The sequence below is a fragment of the Bacillus sp. JS genome, from assembly GCF_000259365.1.
GTDB lineage: Bacteria > Bacillota > Bacilli > Bacillales > Bacillaceae > Bacillus > Bacillus stercoris.
Genome location: NC_017743.1, coordinates 264949 through 286745, shown reverse-complemented (window position 1 = coordinate 286745; position 21797 = coordinate 264949). Strand labels below are relative to the sequence as shown.

General features: G+C 47.1%; 22 protein-coding genes, 2 pseudogenes and 1 other annotated feature. Of the genes and pseudogenes, 5 read left to right on the top strand and 19 right to left on the bottom strand.

Annotated features, from left to right (window positions below; translation table 11 throughout):
• Positions 1 to 159: 159 nt before the first annotated feature.
• A complete protein-coding gene (gene ansZ, locus MY9_RS01575) occupies positions 160 to 1287 on the bottom strand; it encodes an asparaginase AnsZ (RefSeq protein WP_014662656.1) in 1128 nt (375 codons plus the stop codon).
• A gap of 213 nt (positions 1288 to 1500) precedes the next feature.
• On the opposite strand from ansZ, the gene lmrA reads away from it, so the two are divergent.
• Together lmrA and lmr(B) are read left to right on the top strand one after the other, a co-directional pair.
• A complete protein-coding gene (gene lmrA, locus MY9_RS01570) occupies positions 1501 to 2067 on the top strand; it encodes a transcriptional regulator LmrA (RefSeq protein WP_014662655.1) in 567 nt (188 codons plus the stop codon).
• Between the two features lie 37 nt (positions 2068 to 2104).
• Positions 2105 to 3544 (top strand): lincomycin efflux MFS transporter Lmr(B), encoded by a 1440-nt coding sequence (gene lmr(B) / locus MY9_RS01565; protein WP_041521240.1) that lies wholly within the window; start codon positions 2105 to 2107, stop codon positions 3542 to 3544.
• Between the two features lie 42 nt (positions 3545 to 3586).
• On the opposite strand, the gene MY9_RS01560 is transcribed toward lmr(B), so the two are convergent.
• On the bottom strand, positions 3587 to 4699 hold the full coding sequence (locus MY9_RS01560; protein WP_014662653.1) for an aminotransferase class V-fold PLP-dependent enzyme: 1113 nt from the start codon (positions 4697 to 4699) through the stop codon (positions 3587 to 3589).
• A 78-nt stretch (positions 4700 to 4777) separates the two neighbouring features.
• Between MY9_RS01560 and pcp the strand changes: the two genes are divergently transcribed.
• Complete coding sequence (pcp, locus tag MY9_RS01555; protein ID WP_014662652.1) at positions 4778 to 5425, top strand: pyroglutamyl-peptidase I; 648 nt, start codon at positions 4778 to 4780, stop codon at positions 5423 to 5425.
• Here the strand turns inward: pcp and tatC are convergent.
• The 6 genes and pseudogenes from tatC to cwlJ form a co-directional block, all read right to left on the bottom strand.
• Positions 5422 to 6147: a twin-arginine translocase subunit TatC gene (gene tatC, locus MY9_RS01550; RefSeq protein ID WP_014662651.1), complete on the bottom strand. Its 726-nt coding sequence runs from the start codon at positions 6145 to 6147 to the stop codon at positions 5422 to 5424. The two genes, pcp and tatC, sit on opposite strands and share 4 nt — an antisense overlap.
• A gap of 63 nt (positions 6148 to 6210) precedes the next feature.
• The gene (gene tatAD / locus MY9_RS01545; RefSeq protein WP_003223835.1) at positions 6211 to 6423 is read right to left on the bottom strand and encodes a sec-independent protein translocase protein TatAD; all 213 of its coding nucleotides are present in this window, start codon (positions 6421 to 6423) and stop codon (positions 6211 to 6213) included.
• 12 nt (positions 6424 to 6435) lie between these two features.
• A complete protein-coding gene (phoD, locus tag MY9_RS01540; protein WP_014662650.1) occupies positions 6436 to 8187 on the bottom strand; it encodes an alkaline phosphatase PhoD in 1752 nt (583 codons plus the stop codon).
• 18 nt (positions 8188 to 8205) lie between these two features.
• Positions 8206 to 8382, bottom strand: a complete 177-nt coding sequence (locus tag MY9_RS01535) for a hypothetical protein (protein WP_014662649.1) — start codon at positions 8380 to 8382, stop codon at positions 8206 to 8208.
• A gap of 79 nt (positions 8383 to 8461) precedes the next feature.
• Positions 8462 to 9152: pseudogene (locus MY9_RS01530) on the bottom strand (VWA domain-containing protein).
• Between the two features lie 89 nt (positions 9153 to 9241).
• The gene (gene cwlJ / locus MY9_RS01525; protein WP_014662646.1) at positions 9242 to 9670 is read right to left on the bottom strand and encodes a cell wall hydrolase CwlJ; all 429 of its coding nucleotides are present in this window, start codon (positions 9668 to 9670) and stop codon (positions 9242 to 9244) included.
• Positions 9671 to 9987: 317 nt separating this feature from the next.
• Between cwlJ and MY9_RS01520 the strand changes: the two genes are divergently transcribed.
• Positions 9988 to 10374, top strand: coding sequence for a YndM family protein (locus MY9_RS01520; RefSeq protein ID WP_014662645.1), 387 nt, complete (start codon positions 9988 to 9990; stop codon positions 10372 to 10374).
• Positions 10346 to 10408 (top strand): annotated as a pseudogene (locus tag MY9_RS21800) (hypothetical protein); the annotation flags it as partial. The gene MY9_RS01520 and the pseudogene MY9_RS21800, both read left to right, overlap by 29 nt.
• A gap of 20 nt (positions 10409 to 10428) precedes the next feature.
• Here MY9_RS21800 and MY9_RS01515 read toward each other — a convergent pair.
• From MY9_RS01515 to gudP, 11 genes are all read right to left on the bottom strand, one after another.
• Entirely contained in the window at positions 10429 to 11115 is a 687-nt protein-coding gene (locus tag MY9_RS01515; RefSeq protein WP_081483658.1) for an ABC transporter permease, read from the bottom strand.
• 18 nt (positions 11116 to 11133) lie between these two features.
• Entirely contained in the window at positions 11134 to 12057 is a 924-nt protein-coding gene (locus tag MY9_RS01510; protein ID WP_014662643.1) for an ABC transporter ATP-binding protein, read from the bottom strand.
• 91 nt (positions 12058 to 12148) lie between these two features.
• Positions 12149 to 13084 (bottom strand): HAMP domain-containing histidine kinase, encoded by a 936-nt coding sequence (locus tag MY9_RS01505; protein ID WP_014662642.1) that lies wholly within the window; start codon positions 13082 to 13084, stop codon positions 12149 to 12151.
• 1 nt (position 13085) lies between these two features.
• Positions 13086 to 13766: a two-component system response regulator YcbL gene (ycbL, locus tag MY9_RS01500; protein ID WP_080478300.1), complete on the bottom strand. Its 681-nt coding sequence runs from the start codon at positions 13764 to 13766 to the stop codon at positions 13086 to 13088.
• A gap of 96 nt (positions 13767 to 13862) precedes the next feature.
• Positions 13863 to 14801 (bottom strand): DMT family transporter, encoded by a 939-nt coding sequence (locus tag MY9_RS01495; protein WP_014662640.1) that lies wholly within the window; start codon positions 14799 to 14801, stop codon positions 13863 to 13865.
• Positions 14802 to 14821: 20 nt separating this feature from the next.
• Positions 14822 to 14983 (bottom strand): anti-TRAP regulator, encoded by a 162-nt coding sequence (gene rtpA / locus MY9_RS01490; RefSeq protein ID WP_014662639.1) that lies wholly within the window; start codon positions 14981 to 14983, stop codon positions 14822 to 14824.
• A 97-nt stretch (positions 14984 to 15080) separates the two neighbouring features.
• Positions 15081 to 15328 (bottom strand) — a binding site (T-box leader).
• Between the two features lie 56 nt (positions 15329 to 15384).
• Positions 15385 to 16305: a macrolide 2'-phosphotransferase MphK gene (gene mphK, locus MY9_RS01485; protein ID WP_041521469.1), complete on the bottom strand. Its 921-nt coding sequence runs from the start codon at positions 16303 to 16305 to the stop codon at positions 15385 to 15387.
• A gap of 281 nt (positions 16306 to 16586) precedes the next feature.
• The gene (garD, locus tag MY9_RS01480; protein ID WP_014662636.1) at positions 16587 to 18119 is read right to left on the bottom strand and encodes a galactarate dehydratase; all 1533 of its coding nucleotides are present in this window, start codon (positions 18117 to 18119) and stop codon (positions 16587 to 16589) included.
• 91 nt (positions 18120 to 18210) lie between these two features.
• Positions 18211 to 18912 (bottom strand): FadR/GntR family transcriptional regulator, encoded by a 702-nt coding sequence (locus MY9_RS01475; protein WP_014662635.1) that lies wholly within the window; start codon positions 18910 to 18912, stop codon positions 18211 to 18213.
• Positions 18913 to 18981: 69 nt separating this feature from the next.
• Complete coding sequence (gudD, locus tag MY9_RS01470; protein WP_014662634.1) at positions 18982 to 20349, bottom strand: glucarate dehydratase; 1368 nt, start codon at positions 20347 to 20349, stop codon at positions 18982 to 18984.
• A gap of 36 nt (positions 20350 to 20385) precedes the next feature.
• A complete protein-coding gene (gudP, locus tag MY9_RS01465; protein ID WP_014662633.1) occupies positions 20386 to 21753 on the bottom strand; it encodes a glucarate transporter GudP in 1368 nt (455 codons plus the stop codon).
• Between the last annotated feature and the right edge of the window lie 44 nt (positions 21754 to 21797).

The following is a 21797-nucleotide window of genomic DNA, read 5'->3' as shown; positions in this document are numbered from 1 at the left end:
ATCCTCCTTTTTTTGTAACAAATTCTCCAAATATATTACGTTACCAAATTAATTAAGTAAAGGGTAATTTTGGCTTATTTTTAAAGAAATTTTAAGATTCAGAGGTCATTATTGGTCCTAAAAAACAAAAAAAGAAGGCTTATTCGCCTTCTTTTCTCTTCAATACTTATTGAAATAAGCTTGGATCTTTTTAGGATCGTTGGTTTTGGTAAGCGCAAGCATCAGCAATATCCGCGCTTTTTGGGGGTTTAAAGAGTTCGATGCCAGGAGGTTCTTTTCCTCATAGTCTTTGTTTGGCGTTACGACACCATTTCCCGTACGGCTTGAACGCACCACAGTGACGCCTTTTTTGACTGCACTGCCCGCTCCTTTTTCGGCTGAGTCAGATAAAGACCCGTTCCCAGAACCAGCAAACACAATCCCTTTTGCTCCGGCTTTTACAGCTGCGTCAAACAGGTAGCTTCCATCATTTTGGTATCCATAGATAATGTCTACTTGCGGCAGCTCATCAAGATTAGAAACCGAAAAGTCCGTATCCTTCGTATGCTTGCGGGTTATTTCATTATTAAAATAAATATCATCGGCAATTGTTCCGACAAAGCCCATTTCATCTGATTTAAATGTATCTGTTGTGGTTGTGTTTGTTTTGGTGACATACCGTGCTGAAGCAATCCGGTCGTTAAGAACGACGAGCGCACCTTTTCCTTTTGCCTCAGGTGCGCCTGCCACTTTCACTGCATTGTACAGATTAGACGGCCCGTCGGCGCTAATCGCTGTGGATGGTCTCATCGAACCGACGACAACAACCGGTTTATCGCTTTTCACAGTGAGGTTCAAAAAATAAGCTGTTTCTTCCAGCGTGTCAGTTCCATGAGTCACGACGATTCCGTCTACATCATCTGAAGCAAGCAAGTTGTTGATGCGTTTCGCCAGCTTCAGCAATATTTTATTATCAATGTTTGTGCTGCCGACGTTGACAATCTGCTCGCCGCTGACGTTCGCGATGTCCTTCATTTCCGGGACTGCCTCGATCAATGATTCAACGCCGACAACACCTGCTTTATATTCAGTTGTTGAGGTTTTCGATTGATCGGCTCCTGCAATCGTGCCTCCTGTCGCTAAAATTGTAACGTTTGGCAGGTCCTTTTTGTCAGAGGCGGACGCCGAAGAGACTTTTTGTGTCTGCGTTTTTTCTTTCGGGGATTCTTTTGTTTCAGGAGAATGTGAACATCCGGCAAAAACAAACAGTAGTGCGGTAAAAAGTACAAGCAGTCGTTGTTTTTTCATCTCTTTCTCTCCTTACATCCTTATGATGATTAATCATTGAATATTTTATCTATTCAGTCAAAAGTCCAGTCAGCTTTTCTCTCACTTTTTTGTTGTAATATACTTCTTTTTTTGCCTTTTCATACAATGAATTTCTCTTGACAATTGATGAACGAATCAAGATAATAGACCAGTCACTATATTTTTGATTGAATTCAGTAAGGTGGGAATGTTATGAGTTATGGAGATTCCCGTGAGAAAATCCTTTCGGCAGCTACCCGGCTTTTTCAGCTGCAAGGGTATTACGGCACGGGGCTGAACCAGATTATAAAGGAAAGCGGCGCACCTAAAGGCTCTCTTTATTACCACTTTCCCGGCGGTAAAGAACAGCTTGCGATCGAAGCCGTGAATGAGATGAAGGAGTATATCCGCCAGAAAATCGCCGACTGTATGGAAGCCTACACCGATCCAGCGGAAGGCATTCAAGCCTTTTTGAAGGAGCTCTCCTGCCAGTTTTCATGTACGGAAGACATTGAAGGCTTGCCTGTGGGCTTGCTAGCGGCTGAGACGTCATTGAAAAGCGAACCATTGCGTGAAGCCTGCCATGAAGCCTACAAAGAATGGGCCTCTGTATATGAGGAAAAACTGCGGCAGGCTGGCTGCAGCGAGAGCCATGCAAAAGAAGCCAGCACTGTAGTTAACGCGATGATTGAAGGCGGCATTCTTTTATCTTTGACGGCAAAAAACAGTACGCCGCTCCTTCATATCTCCAGCTGCATTCCTGACCTGCTGAAGAGATAAAAAACGACATCCTACATGCAGTTGATAGAGAGGGGAAATGATTTTGGAAACAACAGCTAAAGCATCTCAGCAATACAAAGTGATGCCGATTATGATTTCCTTGCTGTTGGCCGGTTTTATCGGCATGTTCAGTGAAACAGCGCTGAATATTGCGTTAACCGACCTTATGAAGGAATTGAACATTACAGCGGCAACCGTTCAATGGTTAACGACGGGCTACCTGCTTGTCCTCGGTATCCTGGTTCCTGTTTCTGGACTGCTGTTGCAGTGGTTCACAACAAGACAGCTTTTTACCGTGTCACTTATCTTTTCAATTTTAGGCACATTCATTGCGGCGCTTGCGCCGAGCTTCCCGTTTTTATTAGCGGCAAGGATCGTTCAAGCACTTGGAACCGGTCTTTTACTGCCGCTGATGTTTAACACAATCTTGGTGATTTTCCCGCCTCATAAACGGGGCGCCGCAATGGGAACGATCGGGCTTGTCATTATGTTCGCGCCCGCCATCGGCCCAACTTTTTCAGGATTGGTTCTGGAGCACCTCAACTGGCATTGGATTTTCTGGATCTCTCTTCCGTTCCTTGTGCTGGCGCTTGTTTTCGGTATCGCATATATGCAGAATGTATCTGAAACGACAAAGCCGAAAATCGATGTATTGTCTATCATCCTGTCGACGATTGGCTTCGGCGGCATTGTGTTCGGATTCAGCAACGCGGGTGAAGGCTCCGGGGGATGGTCCAGCCCGACTGTTATCGTGTCGCTGATTGTCGGCGTTGTCGGCCTTATCCTATTTTCAATCCGCCAGCTGACAATGAAGCAGCCGATGATGAACCTCCGTGCGTTCAAATACCCGATGTTTATTTTGGGTGTGGTCATGGTGTTCATTTGCATGATGGTCATTCTGTCATCTATGCTGCTTCTGCCGATGTACCTGCAAGGCGGCTTAGTCCTGACGGCATTTGCATCTGGTCTTGTTCTCTTGCCAGGCGGTATTTTAAATGGATTTATGTCCCCTGTTACAGGCCGCTTGTTCGATAAATACGGGCCGAAATGGCTTGTCATTCCTGGATTTGTGATTGTCACTGTTGTTCTTTGGTTCTTCTCAAATGTCACAACCACATCAACGGCTGTGCTGATTATCATCCTGCACACCTGCTTGATGATCGGGATTTCTATGATCATGATGCCTGCGCAGACAAATGGTTTAAACCAATTGCCGCGCGAGTTTTATCCAGACGGCACCGCCATTATGAATACACTGCAGCAAATGGCGGGCGCTATCGGAACAGCGGTTGCGGTCAGCATTATGGCTGCAGGCCAGCATGATTATATGAGCACCGTTAAAAACCCTGCCGATCCGGCAGTCATCCCGCAAGCTTTGACAGCGGGTGTGCAGCACGCGTTTGTGTTTGCGATGATTGTTGCCATTATCGGTTTAGTTGGCGCATTCTTTATGAAGCGCGTTAAAGTAGATCATTAATATGAAAAGCCCCTGACCTAGTGTTCAGGGGCTTTTCTATGTTTACTTATCAATCATTTTCACCGCGATTTCATCAATCGCGTGCCGCATGTCCTCCTTCGTATTATAAAAGTGGGGAGCGAGACGGATGACTTCGTCCCGCGGCGCGCAAATCACTTTTTTCTTCTTCAGCAATTCCGCCGTTTCCGATGCCCGCTCATCCCGGATCGCAACCATGCCCGGCTGAACCCCGCCTTGTGCTGACGCCAGCTGCAGGCCTTTTGCAGCAGCATATTGACAAGCATCGGCACAGATCGTTTTTACATGCTTCCGGATATGAGAAACCCCGATATGATTCAACAGCGACAAAGCCGCTGCAGCTGCGTATACGCTAATAAAAGCTGGGGTGCCCGTTTGAAAACGGCGCGCGTCTTTTGCATAAGCCCCATCAAATCCGTTCTCTCTGCCGAACCAAGCTGATGCTTTCGGCTTCAGTGCGTCTGCCAGCTCCTTTCTTACATAAAGAAACGCCACACCCGGTATGCCGAGCAAATACTTCCGGGAGCCTGCCGCCAGCATATCTACGCCCCACTCCTTCACATCAATGGGAATGTGACCCGCTGATTGATAAGCATCCACAAATAATAGAGAGCCTTTTCTCTGAGAAATCTCGGCGATCGCTTTTATATCCTGAACATAGCCGTCACGATAATGAACGTGAGGAATACACGTCAGCACTGTTTCTTCTGAAATATGCGTTTCATACTGTTCGAGCGGCATCACGCCGTCTATTGATGGAATGACAGATATGTGATAGTCGCATTGTGCCTGCCAGACATGAGACACTGCCGGAAAATCCATCTCCGTATACACAACATGTTTCTTTCTAAAAACAGATAGGGCCGATGCTACGGAAACTAGCGCATCAGAAACTGACGGCACAATCGCCACTTCATCCGGTTCAGCTCCGATCAGCTTAGCAAACTCGTTTCTCGTACTCTCTGTTTTTTCAATCGCTTCTTTCCAGTTCGTCCCCCTATGCAGCAAGCTGTCATGATAATCCTGGATCGCCCTTGATACAGGCTCTGCCAACGCGCTCTGAGAACAGCTGGCAAGCATCATATGTGTCTGCAAGGTTGGGAATAACTGGCGATACTGCTCCGGCAAATGTGCCATTATGATTCACTCCTTTACATTATTTTGATGAAAAACCCATAAATAAACAATAGAATAAAAGAAAAAGGAGATGAGTAGATGAGAAAAAAAGTGCTGATCACAGGCTTTGATCCTTTTGACAAAGAAACCGTCAATCCATCATGGGAAGCGTCAAAACGTCTTAATGGTTTCGAGACGGATGAAGCCATCATTACAGCGGAACAAATTCCAACCGTCTTTAGATCCGCTCTGGACACTCTGCGCCAAGCCATTCAAAAGCATCAGCCAGATATCGTGATTTGTGTCGGCCAAGCAGGAGGACGGATGCAGGTCACACCGGAACGAGTGGCGATCAACCTTGCAGATGCGCGAATCCCCGATAACGAAGGACAGCAGCCAATTGATGAGGAGATTTCTCCAGACGGGCCCGCCGCTTACTGGACGGGACTTCCCGTGAAACGAATGACTGAAAAAATGAAGGGAAACGGCATTCCGGCCGCTGTTTCGTATACAGCGGGGACCTTTGTATGCAACTATTTGTTCTACGGATTAATGGATCACATTAGCCAGACAGCTCCGCACATTCGCGGAGGGTTTATTCATATTCCTTACATTCCGGAGCAAACAACAGACAAAACAGCGCCGAGCCTCAGCCTCGACACGATTGTCCGGGCATTGAGAATCGCCGCTGTTACGGCCGCACAATATGATGAGGATGTGAAGTCACCAGGCGGTGCGCTGCACTAAGCGGCCGCCGTTTCGTCCCTCAGCCTCTTTTTGTACACAAACGCTGATAGGGTGACACTTACTTCAAACAGGACAAGAAGCGGGATCATCACGAGAAAATCAGAAATGAAATCCGGCGGTGTAATCAATATAGACACAACGATCAGCAGAAAATAGGACAGCTTTCTCGCTTTGGCCAGCCTGTAGGGATTTAAGATGCCCAGCCTTGTTAAAAACATCACCACCAAGGGCATCTCAAACAACAAGCCGAACGGCAGGCTCAAATTCACCATAAACCTGAAGTAGCGATCAGCCGTAAACATCGTTTCAAAATGGCCCGAGGATAAATGAGTCAAAAAGCTGAGCACGATTGGAAACAAGACAAAGTAACCGAAGGAGATGCCCGCCAAAAACAACGTAAATAAACCTGGTATGTACATGAGCGTCACCTTCCGCTCCGTTTTCGTCAGCGCCGGGGCAACGAAACGCCACAGCTGGTACGCGGCAACAGGGATGGAGGCTGCAATGGCACAAATGCCGGCAAGCATCATATACACCCAAAGAATTTCACTCGGACCAAGCACAGCCAGCTTTCCGTCCAAATCCCTGATCAGCCAGTCATAAATGTCCTGTACAAATAAAAAAGCTGTGATGAGAAATAGAAGAAATGCCGCGAGGGTTATGATCATCCGGCGGCGAAGCTCTTCTAAATGCCCGATCAGATGGGTTTCTTTTTTATCCATTCAAAAAAGCCCTCCCTTTCATAAAAAAAAAAGAGGCAGACCCGGTGTCTGCCTCCTCAGCATTCAGCCCGCGTTTTTGTCCTGCTTTACCGCTGTCAGCTCAGCTGATTTCTCTTCTTTTTCATCACCAGACACAAGTGATTTTGTGGCGCTTTTAAATTCCAGCAGTGTCCGTCCGGCGGCTCGTCCGATTTCCGGCAGCTTGGAAGGGCCAAAAATAATGAGGGCGATGACGAAGATCAGAATCAAGCCCGGTATTCCAATGTTTGAAAACATAATTTTCACTCCTTAATTCGTGATTTTTGCACGCTTCTTAATCATTTGTTTCTCGTGGGCTTTGTTGTGCGCAAAGAAACGATCCTCTTCGACCTCATCGGATTGCTTCACCCCGCCTTGGATTGTTGTAGATGATACCTTTCTCAGCCCGGTTTGATCTTTCTGGTAAACGAATGAAGCCCGCGTGGAAATGGCTGCGCCCGGCTCGGTCACAAACGGCATCACCCGATAGTCGGCTTTCCACTGGTGAGGCGTCACTGTACATCGGACATATCCGCGATAGTCGTTAAAGAACTTGATGTGCGGATTTTCTTTTAGAATTTGGTCTGTATCCGCCCGCTTATCTGAGCCGTTTCCTCCGGATGTGATCGAGGTTCCGACAAATTCGGCTCCAAATATTTTTGAACTTGTCTTCTCGAAATCGACATGCAAATTCGATGCCCAGCTTGCGTGTACATCACCCGTCAGTACGACAACATTATTCAGATTTTTGCTTTTAATGAAATTGATAACCCGTTCGCGCTGAGCCGGATAGCCGTCCCAAGAATCCATGCTGTAGATCGGGCTTGCGCTTGTCCCAAAATTCCATTTCGCAAAGAAAATTTGCTGCGCCAACACATTCCAGTGGGCGGTCGAGCTGCTCAAATTGTTGAAAAGCCACTGCTCCTGTTCTTTTCCAAGCAGGGTTCGATTCGGATTTCGTGATTCATCAGAAGGCGGCTTATTGCCGTCGTTATTGGCTTGGTCATCCCTGTACTGGCGGGTATCAAGCACATTGAAGGACGCCAGGTTTCCGTACGTAAAGTGCCGGTACAGCTGCATATCCGGGCCATTCGGCAAAGATGAAATGCGGAGCGGCATATGTTCATAGTATGCCTGATATGCTGCCGCGCGGCGGAGCACGAATGCTTCAACCGACTGTCCTTTTTCCGGTATTTTATTGGCATAGTTGTTTTCGACTTCATGGTCATCCCATGTCACAACCCAAGGGAACGCAGCATGTGCTGCTTTAAGATTGGCATCAGAGCGGTATTGGGCGTGACGGTTTCGATAGTCTTGCAGCGTATAGATTTCCGCGCTGTTGTGCGTGCGGACATTGCCCGTTTTTGATACATACTCATTTGGCCCGTATTCATATATGTAATCACCGAGATGGAAGACAAGATCAAGCTTTTCCTTCGCCATATGCTTGTAGGCCGTATAATATCCATGCTCATATTGCTGGCAGGAAGCAAACGCAAAGGTCATTTGCGGCACATTGGCGCCAGGGGCAGGCAGTGTTTTTGTTTTTCCGACAGGGCTTAGTTCATGTCCGGTTTTGAAACGGTAATAGTACACTTTGTTCGGCTCAAGCCCGTCCGCTTCCACATGAACGGAATGGGCAAGACTCGGTTTAGCCATTTCAGTGCCTTTTCTTACGATTTTGCGAAAATGCTCATCCTTTGCAACCTCCCATTTGACAGGCACCGCTTGCTTCGGCATTCCCCCGCCATTCAGCGGATCTGGTGCCAGGCGCGTCCAGAGCACGACACTGTCAGAAAGCGGATCACCTGACGCTACCCCTAATGTAAACGGATAGCTTGAGAATTTAGGCGCAGCATTTACTTCAAAGGCTCCAACCGACTGGGCAATCGTTAATCCAAGAGAAAGTCCTGCAATCTTCCCCGCTCCTTGAATAAATTTGCGGCGGTCAAACGTATTGTTTTGAAAGCTTTCCTCTTTCAGTTTCTGTACCCATTCATCAAAACGACTGTCGTATGCCATTCAAGATCCCCTCTCTCCTCATTGATCGTCTCCATTATAGGAAATCATTGTTAAACGACTGTGAAGAAGTGTGAACCGATTGTAAGCGCTGAACATCAAAAACAGGTCTTCCCTCACAAGCCTGCCGCTGAAACATGCCGAAAGCTGGCTGAATTGCGCGTTTCCTGCATATCCTGTCGTTTGCAAGCCGCCCATTCGGCCTATTTTTCTTCACATGAACTTAAAAAAACAAAAACACTGAGCCATTTCGCAGAATGGCTCAGTGCCTTATCAGTTATTTCGAAAACAATCTGCTGAAAAAGCCCTTCTTTTTCGGGTTTTCAGCAGGGGGCTCTTGATCTCTTACAATTCCTTTTTCCATCGCTTCTTTCAGCCAAAATGGAAATTCAGCAGGGCAGAGCATCATAAAGCTCATCATCAGAAATGCGGTCAATTTCTTCGATATACAGGAAGTTCGTGTTACCAACGACACGCCCTTCTAGCGTATGGAGTTTATTGAGAAAATCAATTTTCCAATGCCGCCAAACTGCCAGAACACCGTTTTATCAAAGGAGGCTTCAATAATTGGTTTGATTGACTTTTTACAGCCTCCGTCATTGATAAAAACAATGAAAGCGGGATACGAGCTCGGTTCCTCCGCAACATATTTGCGCAACATGTCCTTCATGACCGGCGGCTCATCATTTCTGCCGAATTTATGCAAGCGATCATTATTTTAAATTCCACGCTCGACATAGCCCGAAAAATCCTTTTCTGAAACTGGCTTTTATCGGGAATATTCATTATCATACACACATACATCCAGCAACTCATCAAACTGATCAGCCACTGCCAAATTCCGCTCCACCACATGTTGAACCGTCCCGTTATATCAAGAACCAGTCCGACACGAGCCATCACCTTCGTTAATTGCTTTTTTCCAGTACGATCATTACACTTTTCTTTTGCAGGTCGATTGTTACCATTCTGTCATCTCCGTCAGTTCTTTTCACAGGAATATTTTCCATTGCATTTCTTCAAAGAAAAACACCGTTCAATTTGAACGGTGTCCTGTCTAAAATGTGTTATATACATTTTCACACGTCTCCGCCGTCGGCTGATAAAAGCAGTGTGACTTAAACCTGGCCACAAACGGCTGGTTATACCACTGGGCGGGACAGTTTCCCTCCGGCCTGAAGTACCATAAACTAAATTTCGCAGGCCAGCGCCTTTCACCATTAATCGACCGGCGTGCAAGGGCACGCTCGCTATCCCGCGCCCTTTGATAAAAATATCCATGAGTCACAGCCTCAAACGCGTGTGGCTGATAAATCATCTGCCTGATGGTGCGGAGGCCTTTAAAATCTGAGCAATTCGCCCGCAGCCGATTAATTCCAACGTTGCCGACAAGCAGCATCCCCTGCTTGCCTTCGCCTTCCGCTTCCGCTCTGAGCAGCCTTGCCATCAAATCGACATCCGCACTCGTTGCTCTCACGACCGCCATCACGTCACCTCCCCTTGATCTCTTTTCATCATATTTCATTACTTCAGAAGTGATGACGGAGGGACAGGAGAAGTTTTTAAATTAATTCATCTTAAAACACCAAACATTTTGTTTGCTACAAAGAAAAATGGGCGGTTGGCCGTCAAGGCAGCGTCTGGTGCGAGACGGCCGCCGCAATTTCCGCTGACGTATGGGCGCTGGCCCCCCCCTCTCCCAGCAATTTTGCACCCGCCTCCGGAAAAACACGAAATAAGGTTTAAGTTTTTACATTTGAGGAATTATACATAACAAATCAACTGACAAAAGGAGGAAATGTAATGACACATGTGAAAGCGCTCGCGATTAAAGGTATTATGACGATTATTGTGTTGTATCTGGTGCTTGGTCTGGGCTTTGGTTTCACGTTTGGTGATACGCTGCTAATGACGATTGTGTTAGGGGTTATTTCTTATTTGCTGGGCGATCTTTATGTATTGCCGAGATGGAATAATATGATTGCAACTTTGGCTGACTTTGGCTTGGCCTTTCTCGTGATCTGGCTGATGGGCATGCCGCTCTCCCTGGGGATGACTGGCGGTGAAGTTGCGTTGGCGGCTTTATTCGGCGCGATCGCCATGGCAATCGGTGAATATTGCTTCCATTTCTATATGATGAGCAAAGAGATTGGCAAGAAGCATTATCTTGAAACAAGAACAGACTCATAATGGAAAGGCCGGTGCTGACAGCATCGGCTCTTTCTGAATATTGGGCGCCTTTGTTTACGCATCCTGTTTGTCTGCGTTCCGGATCGCCATGTATGAAAAAACCAAACCGAAAGCTGCCAAAGATAATGGAATATAAACGACAGACGAAATGGAGAAACCCGGGCTGGTTGAACTGATGAGCATTACAATCACGACAGACGAAATGATGGTTGCCGGAACCGAATATTTACGCATCCCAAAAAAGATGGGAACTAAACTGGTTCCAGCGGCGCCAAAAGCGAAAACCGCCATTTTTATGGCCTGCTGTGACATGATGTCAGAAGTTAGCTCTCCCGGTATGAAATGATAGATTGAGTTCAGCGCAACGAAACCGGCAGCTATAAGTGTATTCGAAAGTAAGATCGTGATAAATGTCAGTCCGCCCGCGATCATGAGTTTAGCAGTGAGCAGTTTTTTACGGCTGATCGGGTACGTGAACATGACAAGAATGGTTTTGTTTTTATATTCGGAAATCACCAATTTTGCGATCAGCACCGCGCCAAAAACGATGAATACCGCTCTGACGAAAGTGCCGATGATGAGAAACGCTTCCTCCATGCTTTGGAACGAAACCCCGCCTTCGGCTTTTTCGGAGTAACTGATCAGCCACAAAAAGCCCATGATTATCAAATTGGCAATGAGGGCGCCTCTGACATACCAGCCCATCTTCATTTTTCTTAATTCGATTCTGATCAAATTCATCAACGTGTCTCTCCTCCTTTACGCACTGATGCTATTGCCGTTGATCAAGTTGATAAAATAATCCTCCAGCGACGTATACTTTTTGTTCATTGATTCAATGTCTACATCATTCAAAATCAATGCTTTGGATATGTCAGACTGAGAGGCTTCAGCCTCGTAAATTCGAATCGTTTTTTCATTTAAGATTTTAAAGTTCGATAAATGCAGCTCTTTCTCAAGCACAAAGCAGGCCTTTGTCTGATTCGATGTAACAAGCTCAATGTATTCAGTGTTCTGGCCTCTGACATCCTCCATTGATACCTCTTCAAGCAGTCTGCCGTCCCGAATGACGCCGATTGTGTCCGCGATTTGTTCGATTTCACCCAGCAGGTGGCTTGAAATCAGCAGCGTTATGCCGTACTCTTTGCTCAGCACTTGAAACAATTGCCTGATTTTTTTAATGCCGAGAGGGTCAAGCCCATTCACCGGCTCATCCAGAATAAGCAGATCCGGCTTTGTGAGAATGGCACGAGCAATTCCAAGGCGCTGCTTCATACCGAGCGAAAATGTTTTGACTGGCTTCTTGTCGATTTGTTTTAAATTCACCATATCCAGCACTTCTTGAATGGCTTTTTTATTGTGGTATCCCATGTATTCACAATGCAGCTCTAAATTTTCTTCAGCTGTCAGGTTTTCATAAAAAATCGGATATTCAATCATGCTGCCGATGTTCCCCAGCACCTCATATGACGTGTGGGTGAGCTTATTCCCAAGGATGCTGATTTCACCGCTTGTCGGTTTAACAAGGCTGGTCAGCATTTTCATAATGGTTGTTTTCCCCGCGCCGTTCGGGCCGAGAAAGCCATAGATTTCACCTTTTTTAATATGCATGCTGACATCGGATACAACCTCTTTGCCCTGATACGTTTTGGTCAGTCCGTTTGTTTGTACGATATAAGTCAAATTTGTTTCTCCTTCCCTCTCTTTTCCTGTTTTCTATTGTAGCGGCGAGCCCTGTCATTTTTATTTCTCAAACCTTACGAAATTCTTACGTTTAAAATGTCATGCGTTTCAATGTGATCGTAAATGCAGTCCGTTCGTACGGCTTGCTTTTGACAGATATAGCGCCCCCCATTTTTTCTGTAAGCCGCTTTGTGATGGTTAAACCGAGACCGCTTCCTTGAAATGCTTTATTTCTGGATTCTTCAAGTGTGTACAGCCTTTCAAACACCCGCTGCTGATCGGTTTCACTTATCCCTTTTCCGCGATCCCATATGGTGATGGCAATGTTCCTCTCATCATATGACAGCGTCAGTCCGATTAACTTGCCGGCCGCGCCATACTGAATCGCATTTGACAATAGGTTTTGCAGGATTCTGTCCAGAGCCTCTTCATTCGCCTGCGCATACACCGGCGTATCCGGGATATCAATGGCTGCACGAAAGCCTTTAGACTGAACTGCGTCATAATAATGCAGGATATTGCGTTTGCATATGTCGTTCATATGCACTTTGGTGATTGGGATGTCTTTATCTTCAGATTCTAATTTCGCTAAATCAAAAAAGGAATTGATCATCTGAATGAGTTCATTTGTTTTCTGGCGGAGCTTCCCCAGCAATCTTTCCCGCTCTTCGTCTGGCATGTTCGGATCACTTTGGATGGTTTCGATATAACCGAGAATGACCGTTAACGGCGTTTTCAGGTCGTGCGACATATTGGTCAGCATTCGCTTCATGGAATGCTCTGTTTTCGCAAACCGGGCACTGATCTGCTGACGATTCTCAAGGAAAAGATTGATGTTAACAAGCAAGTCTTTGAGCGCTTGATCGTCTGTAGGAAGCAAAATTCGCCCCGCCGAATCCTGCCTGAGCATGGAGCCAAGCTGTTCTGCCATATATGCCAAATTCCCGTCTCGCTTCTTTTTCATTATGAATTGAATCACATTCAGGCACGCCAGAACGATGACGGCGGCCACCCATAGCACTGTCATTCTAAAACTCTCCTAATTTATAACCGATGCCCCATAGCGTTTTAATATATTGAGGGGAGGAGGGGTCATCTTCAATCTTTTCTCTAAGCCGCCGCATATGTACGTTAATAATGTTTTGATCGCCAAAATACTCTTCATTCCAGACAGAACGGTAGATTTGTTCTTTCGTAAACACTTTTTTAGGATTTGCCGCAAATAGGCACAGCAGCTGCCATTCTGTTGATGTCAGCTGAAGCGGTTCTCCATTTTTCATAACTGAGACATTGTCTATATCGATCGCAAGCTGGTGAATCCGGATCACCTTATTCTCAGCCGGTTCCTCTGCTGAATATTGCGTCGCCCTTCGTATCGCGGCTTTTACTCTTGCTGTCAGCTCAATCATCGAAAACGGTTTGGCGATATAATCATCCGCCCCAAAACCCAATCCCAATGCCTTGTCAACCTCTCCGTCTTTTGCCGAAATCATTAAGACCGGTATATTGCTTCTTTCCCGGATGATTTTCAGAAAATCCATGCCGTTCAGCTTCGGGAGCATGATATCGAGGAGGATCAAATCGTATGAACTCTGCTGAAACAGCCGGATGCCCTCTTCTCCGTCGAAAGCATGTACAATCCGAAAGCCTTCTTTTGTTAAATAATGATCCACCATTTCACTGATTGAGTGGTCGTCTTCCACAAGCAATATGCTCTGCATCTTCTCACCTAACCTTTACAAAATCAAAAAACACACACGTAATTACACTTATTGTAATTGAAAAACGTGTGTGTTTTATAAAAATTATTCATTTTTTCCTGTTTTCAGCTTCTTGTATTCCATCACCGTAATGACAAAGAATACGGCACCACACCCGATGGCTTGAATAAGCCGAAGCCGTTCATCGAGAAATAAAGCTCCAATGAAAATCGTCAGGACAGGCCCTGTCATTGAAATGGCGGCGGCTCGCTGTGCCCCGATTCGTTTAATCCCCTCAAGCATTAGCACAAATGGAACCACAGTGGTAGCGACTGCAATGACCGCAAAAACACCGTACATAGCAAGCGGGTATGCTGCTATTGGCGTATTCATGCCAGCCGCCGATTTGATCCCTGTGTAAAGCATCATGGCCGCTCCGGCTGCTGTCATCCCGTATGCATTAAGACGGATGCCTCCGATTTGATGGACGAGCCGCCCGGAAAGAACAAGATAACCAGCATAGACGGCCGAGGATAACAAAATGAATGCAGATCCAATCATATTTGCCTGAAAGAGCTCAGTATCCCATCCGCCAAGCGCAAAGAAAAGGCCAAACATGACCGCCAGCACTGTGAAAAGGTCCTGAACTGTAACCATATTCCGATCACGACACGCTGTAAATAGGATTACAAATATCGGACAGCTCATAAGCAATATACGCTCAACCATTGCGGATACATGGTTCAGCCCGATAAAATCAAGCAAGGGAGACAGAAAAAAACAAAACACGCCCGCGACACAGGCCTTCACTAGGTCCCCTTTTTTATTGCCGTCTGGCATTGAAGGGCGGTATATCAAAAAAATCAGCCAAAACAGCGGAACAGCAAACAGCTGTCTGTATAACAACACCGCGTCTGGCTCAGCACCCATTTGATAGGCCCATTTAATCCAAATTGACTTAGACGCAAAACAAACCGTTCCGATCAGCAAAAAAATTGTACCTGAAGCGGCCTCGCGAAACTTCCTTTTCTCTTCTTCTCTCATCTCAGCTCAGCTATTCTCCTTTACTTATTCAAATGCTTTTGGATAAAATCGAGAAGCGTATATCCTTGGGCAGTCAGAATAACACCTTTCCCGCTGCAAGCCGGGCATGGTGTTCCTTCAATTTCTCCCGCTCTTTCACATTTAGGACATGTGACCTCAAGATCATCAGTTGCAATGACCATTTGACATCCTCCTTTCCTATTCATCTGCTATGCACCACCAGCCATCGTCCATTGGCCGTCACCTCCTTTAAGAAACACAAAAAAACCCCCGTCCTATGCAAAGGACGAGGGTCTCGCGGTACCACCTTTATTAACAGCTATACAGCCGTTCACTCTAAGTACAGAAAACCTATGTTTCAATACTCCTCTCTTGGTAACGGGGAGAGAAACCCGGCATCGCCTACTATCCGTTCAGCAAAGCAATTCAGAAGCCCATTCGGCATCAGGGGAGGATCGGTTCACACCTGCCACCGACTCTCTGAACCTCCATTCTGATGCGTACTTACTCTTCCTCACGATTGTTGTTCCGTTCTATTATTTGTAAAGTTTATAATACTTGGTTCATGAAATGAAGTCAATTCTTAATCCGATGTTACACCGAGTGCTTCAAGCGCCATATCAACGTGCTCCTCCTGCTGTGTTTGCAGAGCGAGCTTGGCGATTTCCAGCGGATACGCCGCCTGCATCTCTGAAATGTGTTCCTGCATTTTTGCCCATATTTGGCCGCCTGCTCGATCATAGTGTTCAAGTAAACGGGCAGTTTCTTTTTCCCCGAAAATGGTTTGATAAAGAACAAAATCCTTGGCTGGATCGGCAACCTTCGCTTCTGTCCAATCCAGAAGCCCTGTGACACGTTCATTTTGGTCGATAAGAATATGCGGCGGGTGGAGATCGCCGTGTATCAGTGCAGAAAAACCAGGCCAGTATGCATCATCATTTATCCACGTTTGCCATCTTTCCCAAAGCTGACTAGATACACCAAGCTTATTTTTCACATCAACCATAGAGTCTGCTGTCATTTGCCTGAAATCTCCTGGCTTTATCACTTCTATTCCCGATTGTCCGGCAGCTGTTTGATTTGTGTCATGTAATTCTGCCAGTATGCCGGCAAGTGTATGAACAAAATCGTCTGATGGCGGCTGATGATTCATGTTCCATACATATTGTTTCTGTTCCAAATCAATTTCAGCCGTCGGCGTTCCTTTTAACATTGGGTAAGCGATCAATTCCGGTGTGTGAATTCTCCAATCCGGCACATCAGCTGTAAGATTCGTGCTGAGAAAGGCAAGCGTTTTGCCTTCCGCAGATGCTCTTTCCACAACATCACTGCGACGCGGCTTTCGCAGCACCCATTGCATACCTGTATCGTCCTCGGCAAATACAACTTGAAAGTCCATTCCGGTTTCATTCAATTGCGCGTTCTTAGAATGAACCGTCAAACCTTGGCTGCGTGCAAGCCCGACAATCTCTGTAATTAGCTGTTTTTCGGTAAGGTTTGTCATCCCCATTTCCCCTTTCTCATGCTCCGGCCTGCTGTAGAGAGAAGGGATGTTTGAAGGCACAAAAAAAGAAGGCAGGTATCGCCACCCTCTTTTTTGATAACCATATAAGGGCTCATACATAGGCGGATTCATCCCGATTCTCCCGCATTCAGGCGAGAGTTGTTCACTATTGAATTCGTGTCACTCGGAATCTAATGAATGCCATGCTGTAACCCCTCCGTTTCCTATACGCTGATTTTCATTTTACAGCATATTCCATCTCATCGCTATAAAAAAATGAATCAAGTCACTGGAGCAGGATTGAACAAGCACAAATCGTTATGAAGACCCCAACGGTCAGCCCACGTTTGTTTGCGGCCGCTTGCCACATCCAAAATCGTTCTGAAGATTTCCCAGCCTACATCTTCGATACTGGCCTCTCCTGTCGCGATTCGGCCGGCATTGATATCGATTAAATCCGCCCAATGCTCTGATAATGAATGCCGCGTCGATACTTTCAGCACCGGTGCAGCCGCCAGGCCGTACGGTGTTCCCCTCCCTGTCGTAAACACCTGCAGATTCATGCCCGCAGCCAGCTGCAGGGTGCCGCACACAAAATCGCTTGCCGGTGTCGCCGCGAACAGCAGGCCTTTTTGCTTTGCCCTTTCACCTGGGCCGAGCACGCCGGAGATAGGGCTAGTGCCTGATTTCGCCACCGAGCCTAACGCTTTTTCCACAACATTGGATAATCCGCCTTTTTTATTGCCTGGTGACGGGTTTGCGCTTCGATCTGCGTCTCCCCGCCGGAGATAGCTGTCATACCACTTCATCTCTTTGATCAGCGATTGTCCGACCTCTTCACTGACAGCCCGCGGCGTTAATAAATGAATGGCATCACGTACCTCTGTCACTTCAGAAAACAAAACCGTCGCACCTGCGCGAACCAATAAATCAGCCGCATACCCCACGGCAGGGTTCGCCGTCACGCCGGAAAACGCATCACTGCCGCCGCATTGCAGACCGATAACCAGATCTGAAACAGGGCATGTCACACGGGTTCTGCTGTTCAGCCTGATTAACCGCTCCTCCGCCATTTCCAAAATGGATTGGATCATCGCCGCAAAACCTTGATGATCCTGGAGCGATAGAATGTCATCATCATTCCCAGAGGCAATTCTTGCCGGAAGGAGCTTTTCACACCCCAATCCGATTACCATTACTTCTCCGCCGAAGTTCGGATGCTTCGCGAGATTTTGAATCGTGCGGATCGGAATGACGGCGTCGGGCGCATTGATCGCCACGCCGCATCCGTATTGATGATGCAGCGGCACAACGTCATCGACATTTGGGTATTTCGGCAGCAGCTCTTCTTTGATCCGTTTGACCGCATAATTTAATACGCCAACGACACATTGAACACTTGTGGTGATGCCGAGAATATTTTTTGTCCCCGCACTGCCGTCCGCATTCCGGTAGCCTTCAAATGTATATCCTTCAAGAGGGGGCAGCGGCTTCTGCACTCTGTTTGCGAGAGGAAGATCGCCTAACGCCGGGGGATCAGGCATTCTCACAAGGGATTCCCGTATCCAGCTTCCGCGCTTGATCGTCTCATCAGCAAACCCGATCACCTCTCCGTAACGCACGATCTCATCCCCTTGATTGAGATCGGTTAAGGCCACTTTATGGCCTTGAGGAACATTCTCTTCAAGGACGAGCCCGCATGAGAAAACAGTGCCCTTTGGCAGTCCTCCATCATTTACAATAATCGCCGTGTTATCTGTGTCATTCACTTTGATGTAGAGAGGCGCTTGGTTTTGCCTGAGGTTCATCGCCATATGAAAATCACTCCTCATATCTTAGTAAGCGTTTTCTAAATTGGTTTTAAAAAACCGCAGCTCTTACGTTTCAACTGCGGTTGTCTCACGATTATTTTTCATCCAGCCCTTTTAAAATTTTGTCACGGACAAATTTCAGATGCTCATACATGTGGTAATGCGCTTTGTAAGGATCTCTGTTGGCAAGGGCGTCGTAGATTTTTTTGTGATATTCGACCGTTATATCTCTCTCCCTGTACGGAATTTGGCTGTCAATTTTCGCATGGGTGATTAAGAGGGATTGAATCATCCCCTCTACAACGGGATTATTGGCACTTAACGCTATAATTCGATGGAACTCTTTATCCGCTTCACCATAAAGATTGTCAGTGCTGTTGGCAATATCGTCGATCGTCTTCTGCAAACGCTGAAGCTCATCCTCGTTGATTTTTTCTGCGGCAATCGTCACGAGTCCTAGTTCTAACGCCATCCGCGCTTCAATGATTGCCGGAAGATTATCAGTCGCCAAGGCAAGCATGACGGAAAATGGCTGCATGCCGATTTTATCGTTGAAATATGTGCCCCCGCGTGTTTTTCTCGTAATGACGCCCAGCGTTTCAAGTGAACTGAGCGCCTCCCGAAGCACCGGCCTGCTGACATGCAAAATGTCCATCAGTTCCATTTCTGTCGGCAATTTGTCTCCGGCCCTCAACTGGCCGCTCGATAATAAATGGACAATCCGTTCGATGACCTGTTTGGCTAATGTTTTCCGATTGACTGTATCGACTTTCAAATCCTCTAAACCTTCGTACACGAACAACTCTCCCTTCAGTTGTTCAATTGTAAGACAAAATAGCCGATATGACAATATTTACAATAAAACTTATCGTACAAGACACGGGCGCTTCCGGTCAAATTCCCAGTTGCGGATCAGGAACTGCATAGAAATCGCGTCATTTCGGGCGCCTACATTCATTTTCCGGTATATCTCATGCGCTTTTTCCACTTGTTCCATATCAATGTCGACGCCTAGCCCAGGTTTATCCGGGACTTTGACACAGCCAGCGGTAATCTCAAAAGGCTGTTTCGTTAATCGCTGGCCGTCCTGCCAGATCCAATGGGTATCAATCGCCGTGATGCGCCCCGGAGCCGCTGCTGCCACATGGGTAAACATCGCAAGGGAAATATCAAAGTGGTTGTTGGAGTGTGAGCCCCATGTCAAACCCCAATCATGGCACATTTGCGCAACCCGCACCGACCCTTGCATCGTCCAAAAGTGCGGATCAGCCAGCGGTATATCCACCGCATGAAGCTGAATCGCGTGACCCATTTCCCGCCAGTCTGTCGCAATCATATTTGTCGCAGTCGGAAGCCCTGTCGCGCGGCGGAATTCAGCCATCACTTCGCGAGCGGAGTAGCCGTTCTCATCCCCGCATGGATCTTCAGCGTACGCGAGTACATCTTGCTTTCCTTTGCATAATGCGATAGCCTCCTCTAATGACCATGCCCCGTTCGGATCAAGGGTGATTCTTGCCTCCGGAAAACGTTTCGATAAGGCGGTAACAGCTGCGATTTCTTCTTCTCCCCGCAGCACCCCGCCTTTGAGCTTGAAATCCTGAAAGCCATAGCGCTCCTGTGCGGATTCGGCAAGACGCACAATGCCCTCCGGCGTCAGCGCTTCCTCATGGCGCAGACGGAACCACGCACAATCTGACTGCTCATCGCTTTGATACGGCAAGGTCGTCCGCTTTCGGTCACCGATGTAAAAAAGATAACCAAGCATTTTCACTTCATCGCGCTGCTTCCCTTCGCCAAGCAAAGCTGCGACAGGTTCCTGAAGAAATTTTCCAAGTAAATCTAACAAAGCCGCTTCCAATGCGGTGACGGCGTGCACAGTGGTGCGCAAATCAAAAGTCTGGATTCCGCGTCCTCCCCTGTCCTGATCGCCAAACTGCTTTCTGACCCTTTGCAATATCGCCTGGTACGCACCAATAGATTTTCCGACAACAAGCGGCTCTGCCAGCTCCAGTGTGCGGCGAATACGCTCTCCGCCTGGCACCTCACCGACTCCCTGATTTCCGCTGCTGTCTGTTAAGATTACGATATTCCGGGTGAAAAACGGGCTGTGCGCTCCGCTTAGATTCAGCAGCATGCTGTCATGTCCCGCAACCGGAATCACCTTCATTTCTGAAATTAAGGGAATATTCGATCTCTTTTCTTTTTGAACCTGCTCTTGTATCGATGAACCCATGCTTTCTCCTCCTTTTATAAAGCGCTTTCATAAATATTAGACAGGCAATGATTGATCGGGGTCTTGTTCTTGTTTCTTTAACACGACCCGTTTAATCGGGCCGACCAGCAGCAAATAGCTGAGGATCGCAACAATCGCATTAGCGCCGACAAACACGAGCGCGCCATTAAATGATCCTGTGGCATTGACGATGTAACCGATAATAATCGGTGTTGTAATCGAGGCAATATTTCCGAAAGTGTTGAACAAACCGCCGCTCAGTCCTGCACACTCTTTCGGAGACGTGTCCGACACGACAGCCCAGCCCAGTGCGCCGAAGCCTTTTCCAAAAAACGCGAGCGACATAATAACAACGACGAGCCACGCTGAAGCTGTATAGTTGCAGACGATCATACTGCAAGACAGCAGCATGCCGGCAATGATTGGCACTTTTCTAGCAAAGGTCAGTGAACGGCCTTTTTTGAGTAAGATGTCGGACACAATACCTCCAAGCACGCCGCCGGCAAATCCGCACAGCGCCGGCAGGGAGGCGACAAACCCAGCTTCTAGAATAGACATGCCGCGGGCCTGAACCAAATATACCGGAAACCATGTGAGAAAGAAATAGGTGAGAGTCGTAATGCAATATTGCGCGATGTACACGCCAATCAGCATGCGGTTCGTTAACAGCTGTTTGATATACGGCCATTTCGATTCTGTTTCTTGTTTGCTTTTACTGTCATCCATGGAAATCAGCCCGCCGCCCTGTTCGATGTACGCAAGCTCAGCTTCGTTAATCTTTGGGTGTTTTTTCGGTTCATACACCGTTTTTAGCCAGATGACAGCCAGAAGAATCCCCGCAGCCCCCATGACAACGAAGACGGAATGCCAGCCGAAAGAGTGGGTGAGCCAGCCCATTAAAGGAGAAAATATGACGATTGCGAAGTATTGTGCTGAATTAAAAAAGGCTGAAGCTGTCCCGCGCTCGGAACTTGGAAACCATGAGGCAACAACTCTGCCGTTTCCGGGAAATGAAGGCGCTTCTGATAAGCCTACCAGAAAACGCAGTGCAAATAGCAGGATAATCGCTGTGCCGGCTGAGAAAAAGCCAATCGCCCCTTGCAGCAGCGTAAAAAACGACCAGAAAAAGATGCTTAACGCAATGATAGTCTTTGAACCAAAACGGTCCAGCAGCCAGCCGCCCGGAAGCTGTCCGATGACATAGGCCCAGCCAAAGGCAGAAAAGACATATCCCATGGCGACCGAATCCAACCCCAAATCATGCTGGACGGAATCTCCGGTGATGGAAAGCGTCGCTCGATCCGCGTAGTTAATAGAGGTCACAAGAAACAGCATAAACACGATGAACCAGCGCACAGACGTTTTTTTGCCCGCCGGTGTAACACTCGCATAGTCTTTTTTCATAGTATCTTCTCCTTTTCAAAGTAGAGAATCATATGCTGGCTGTG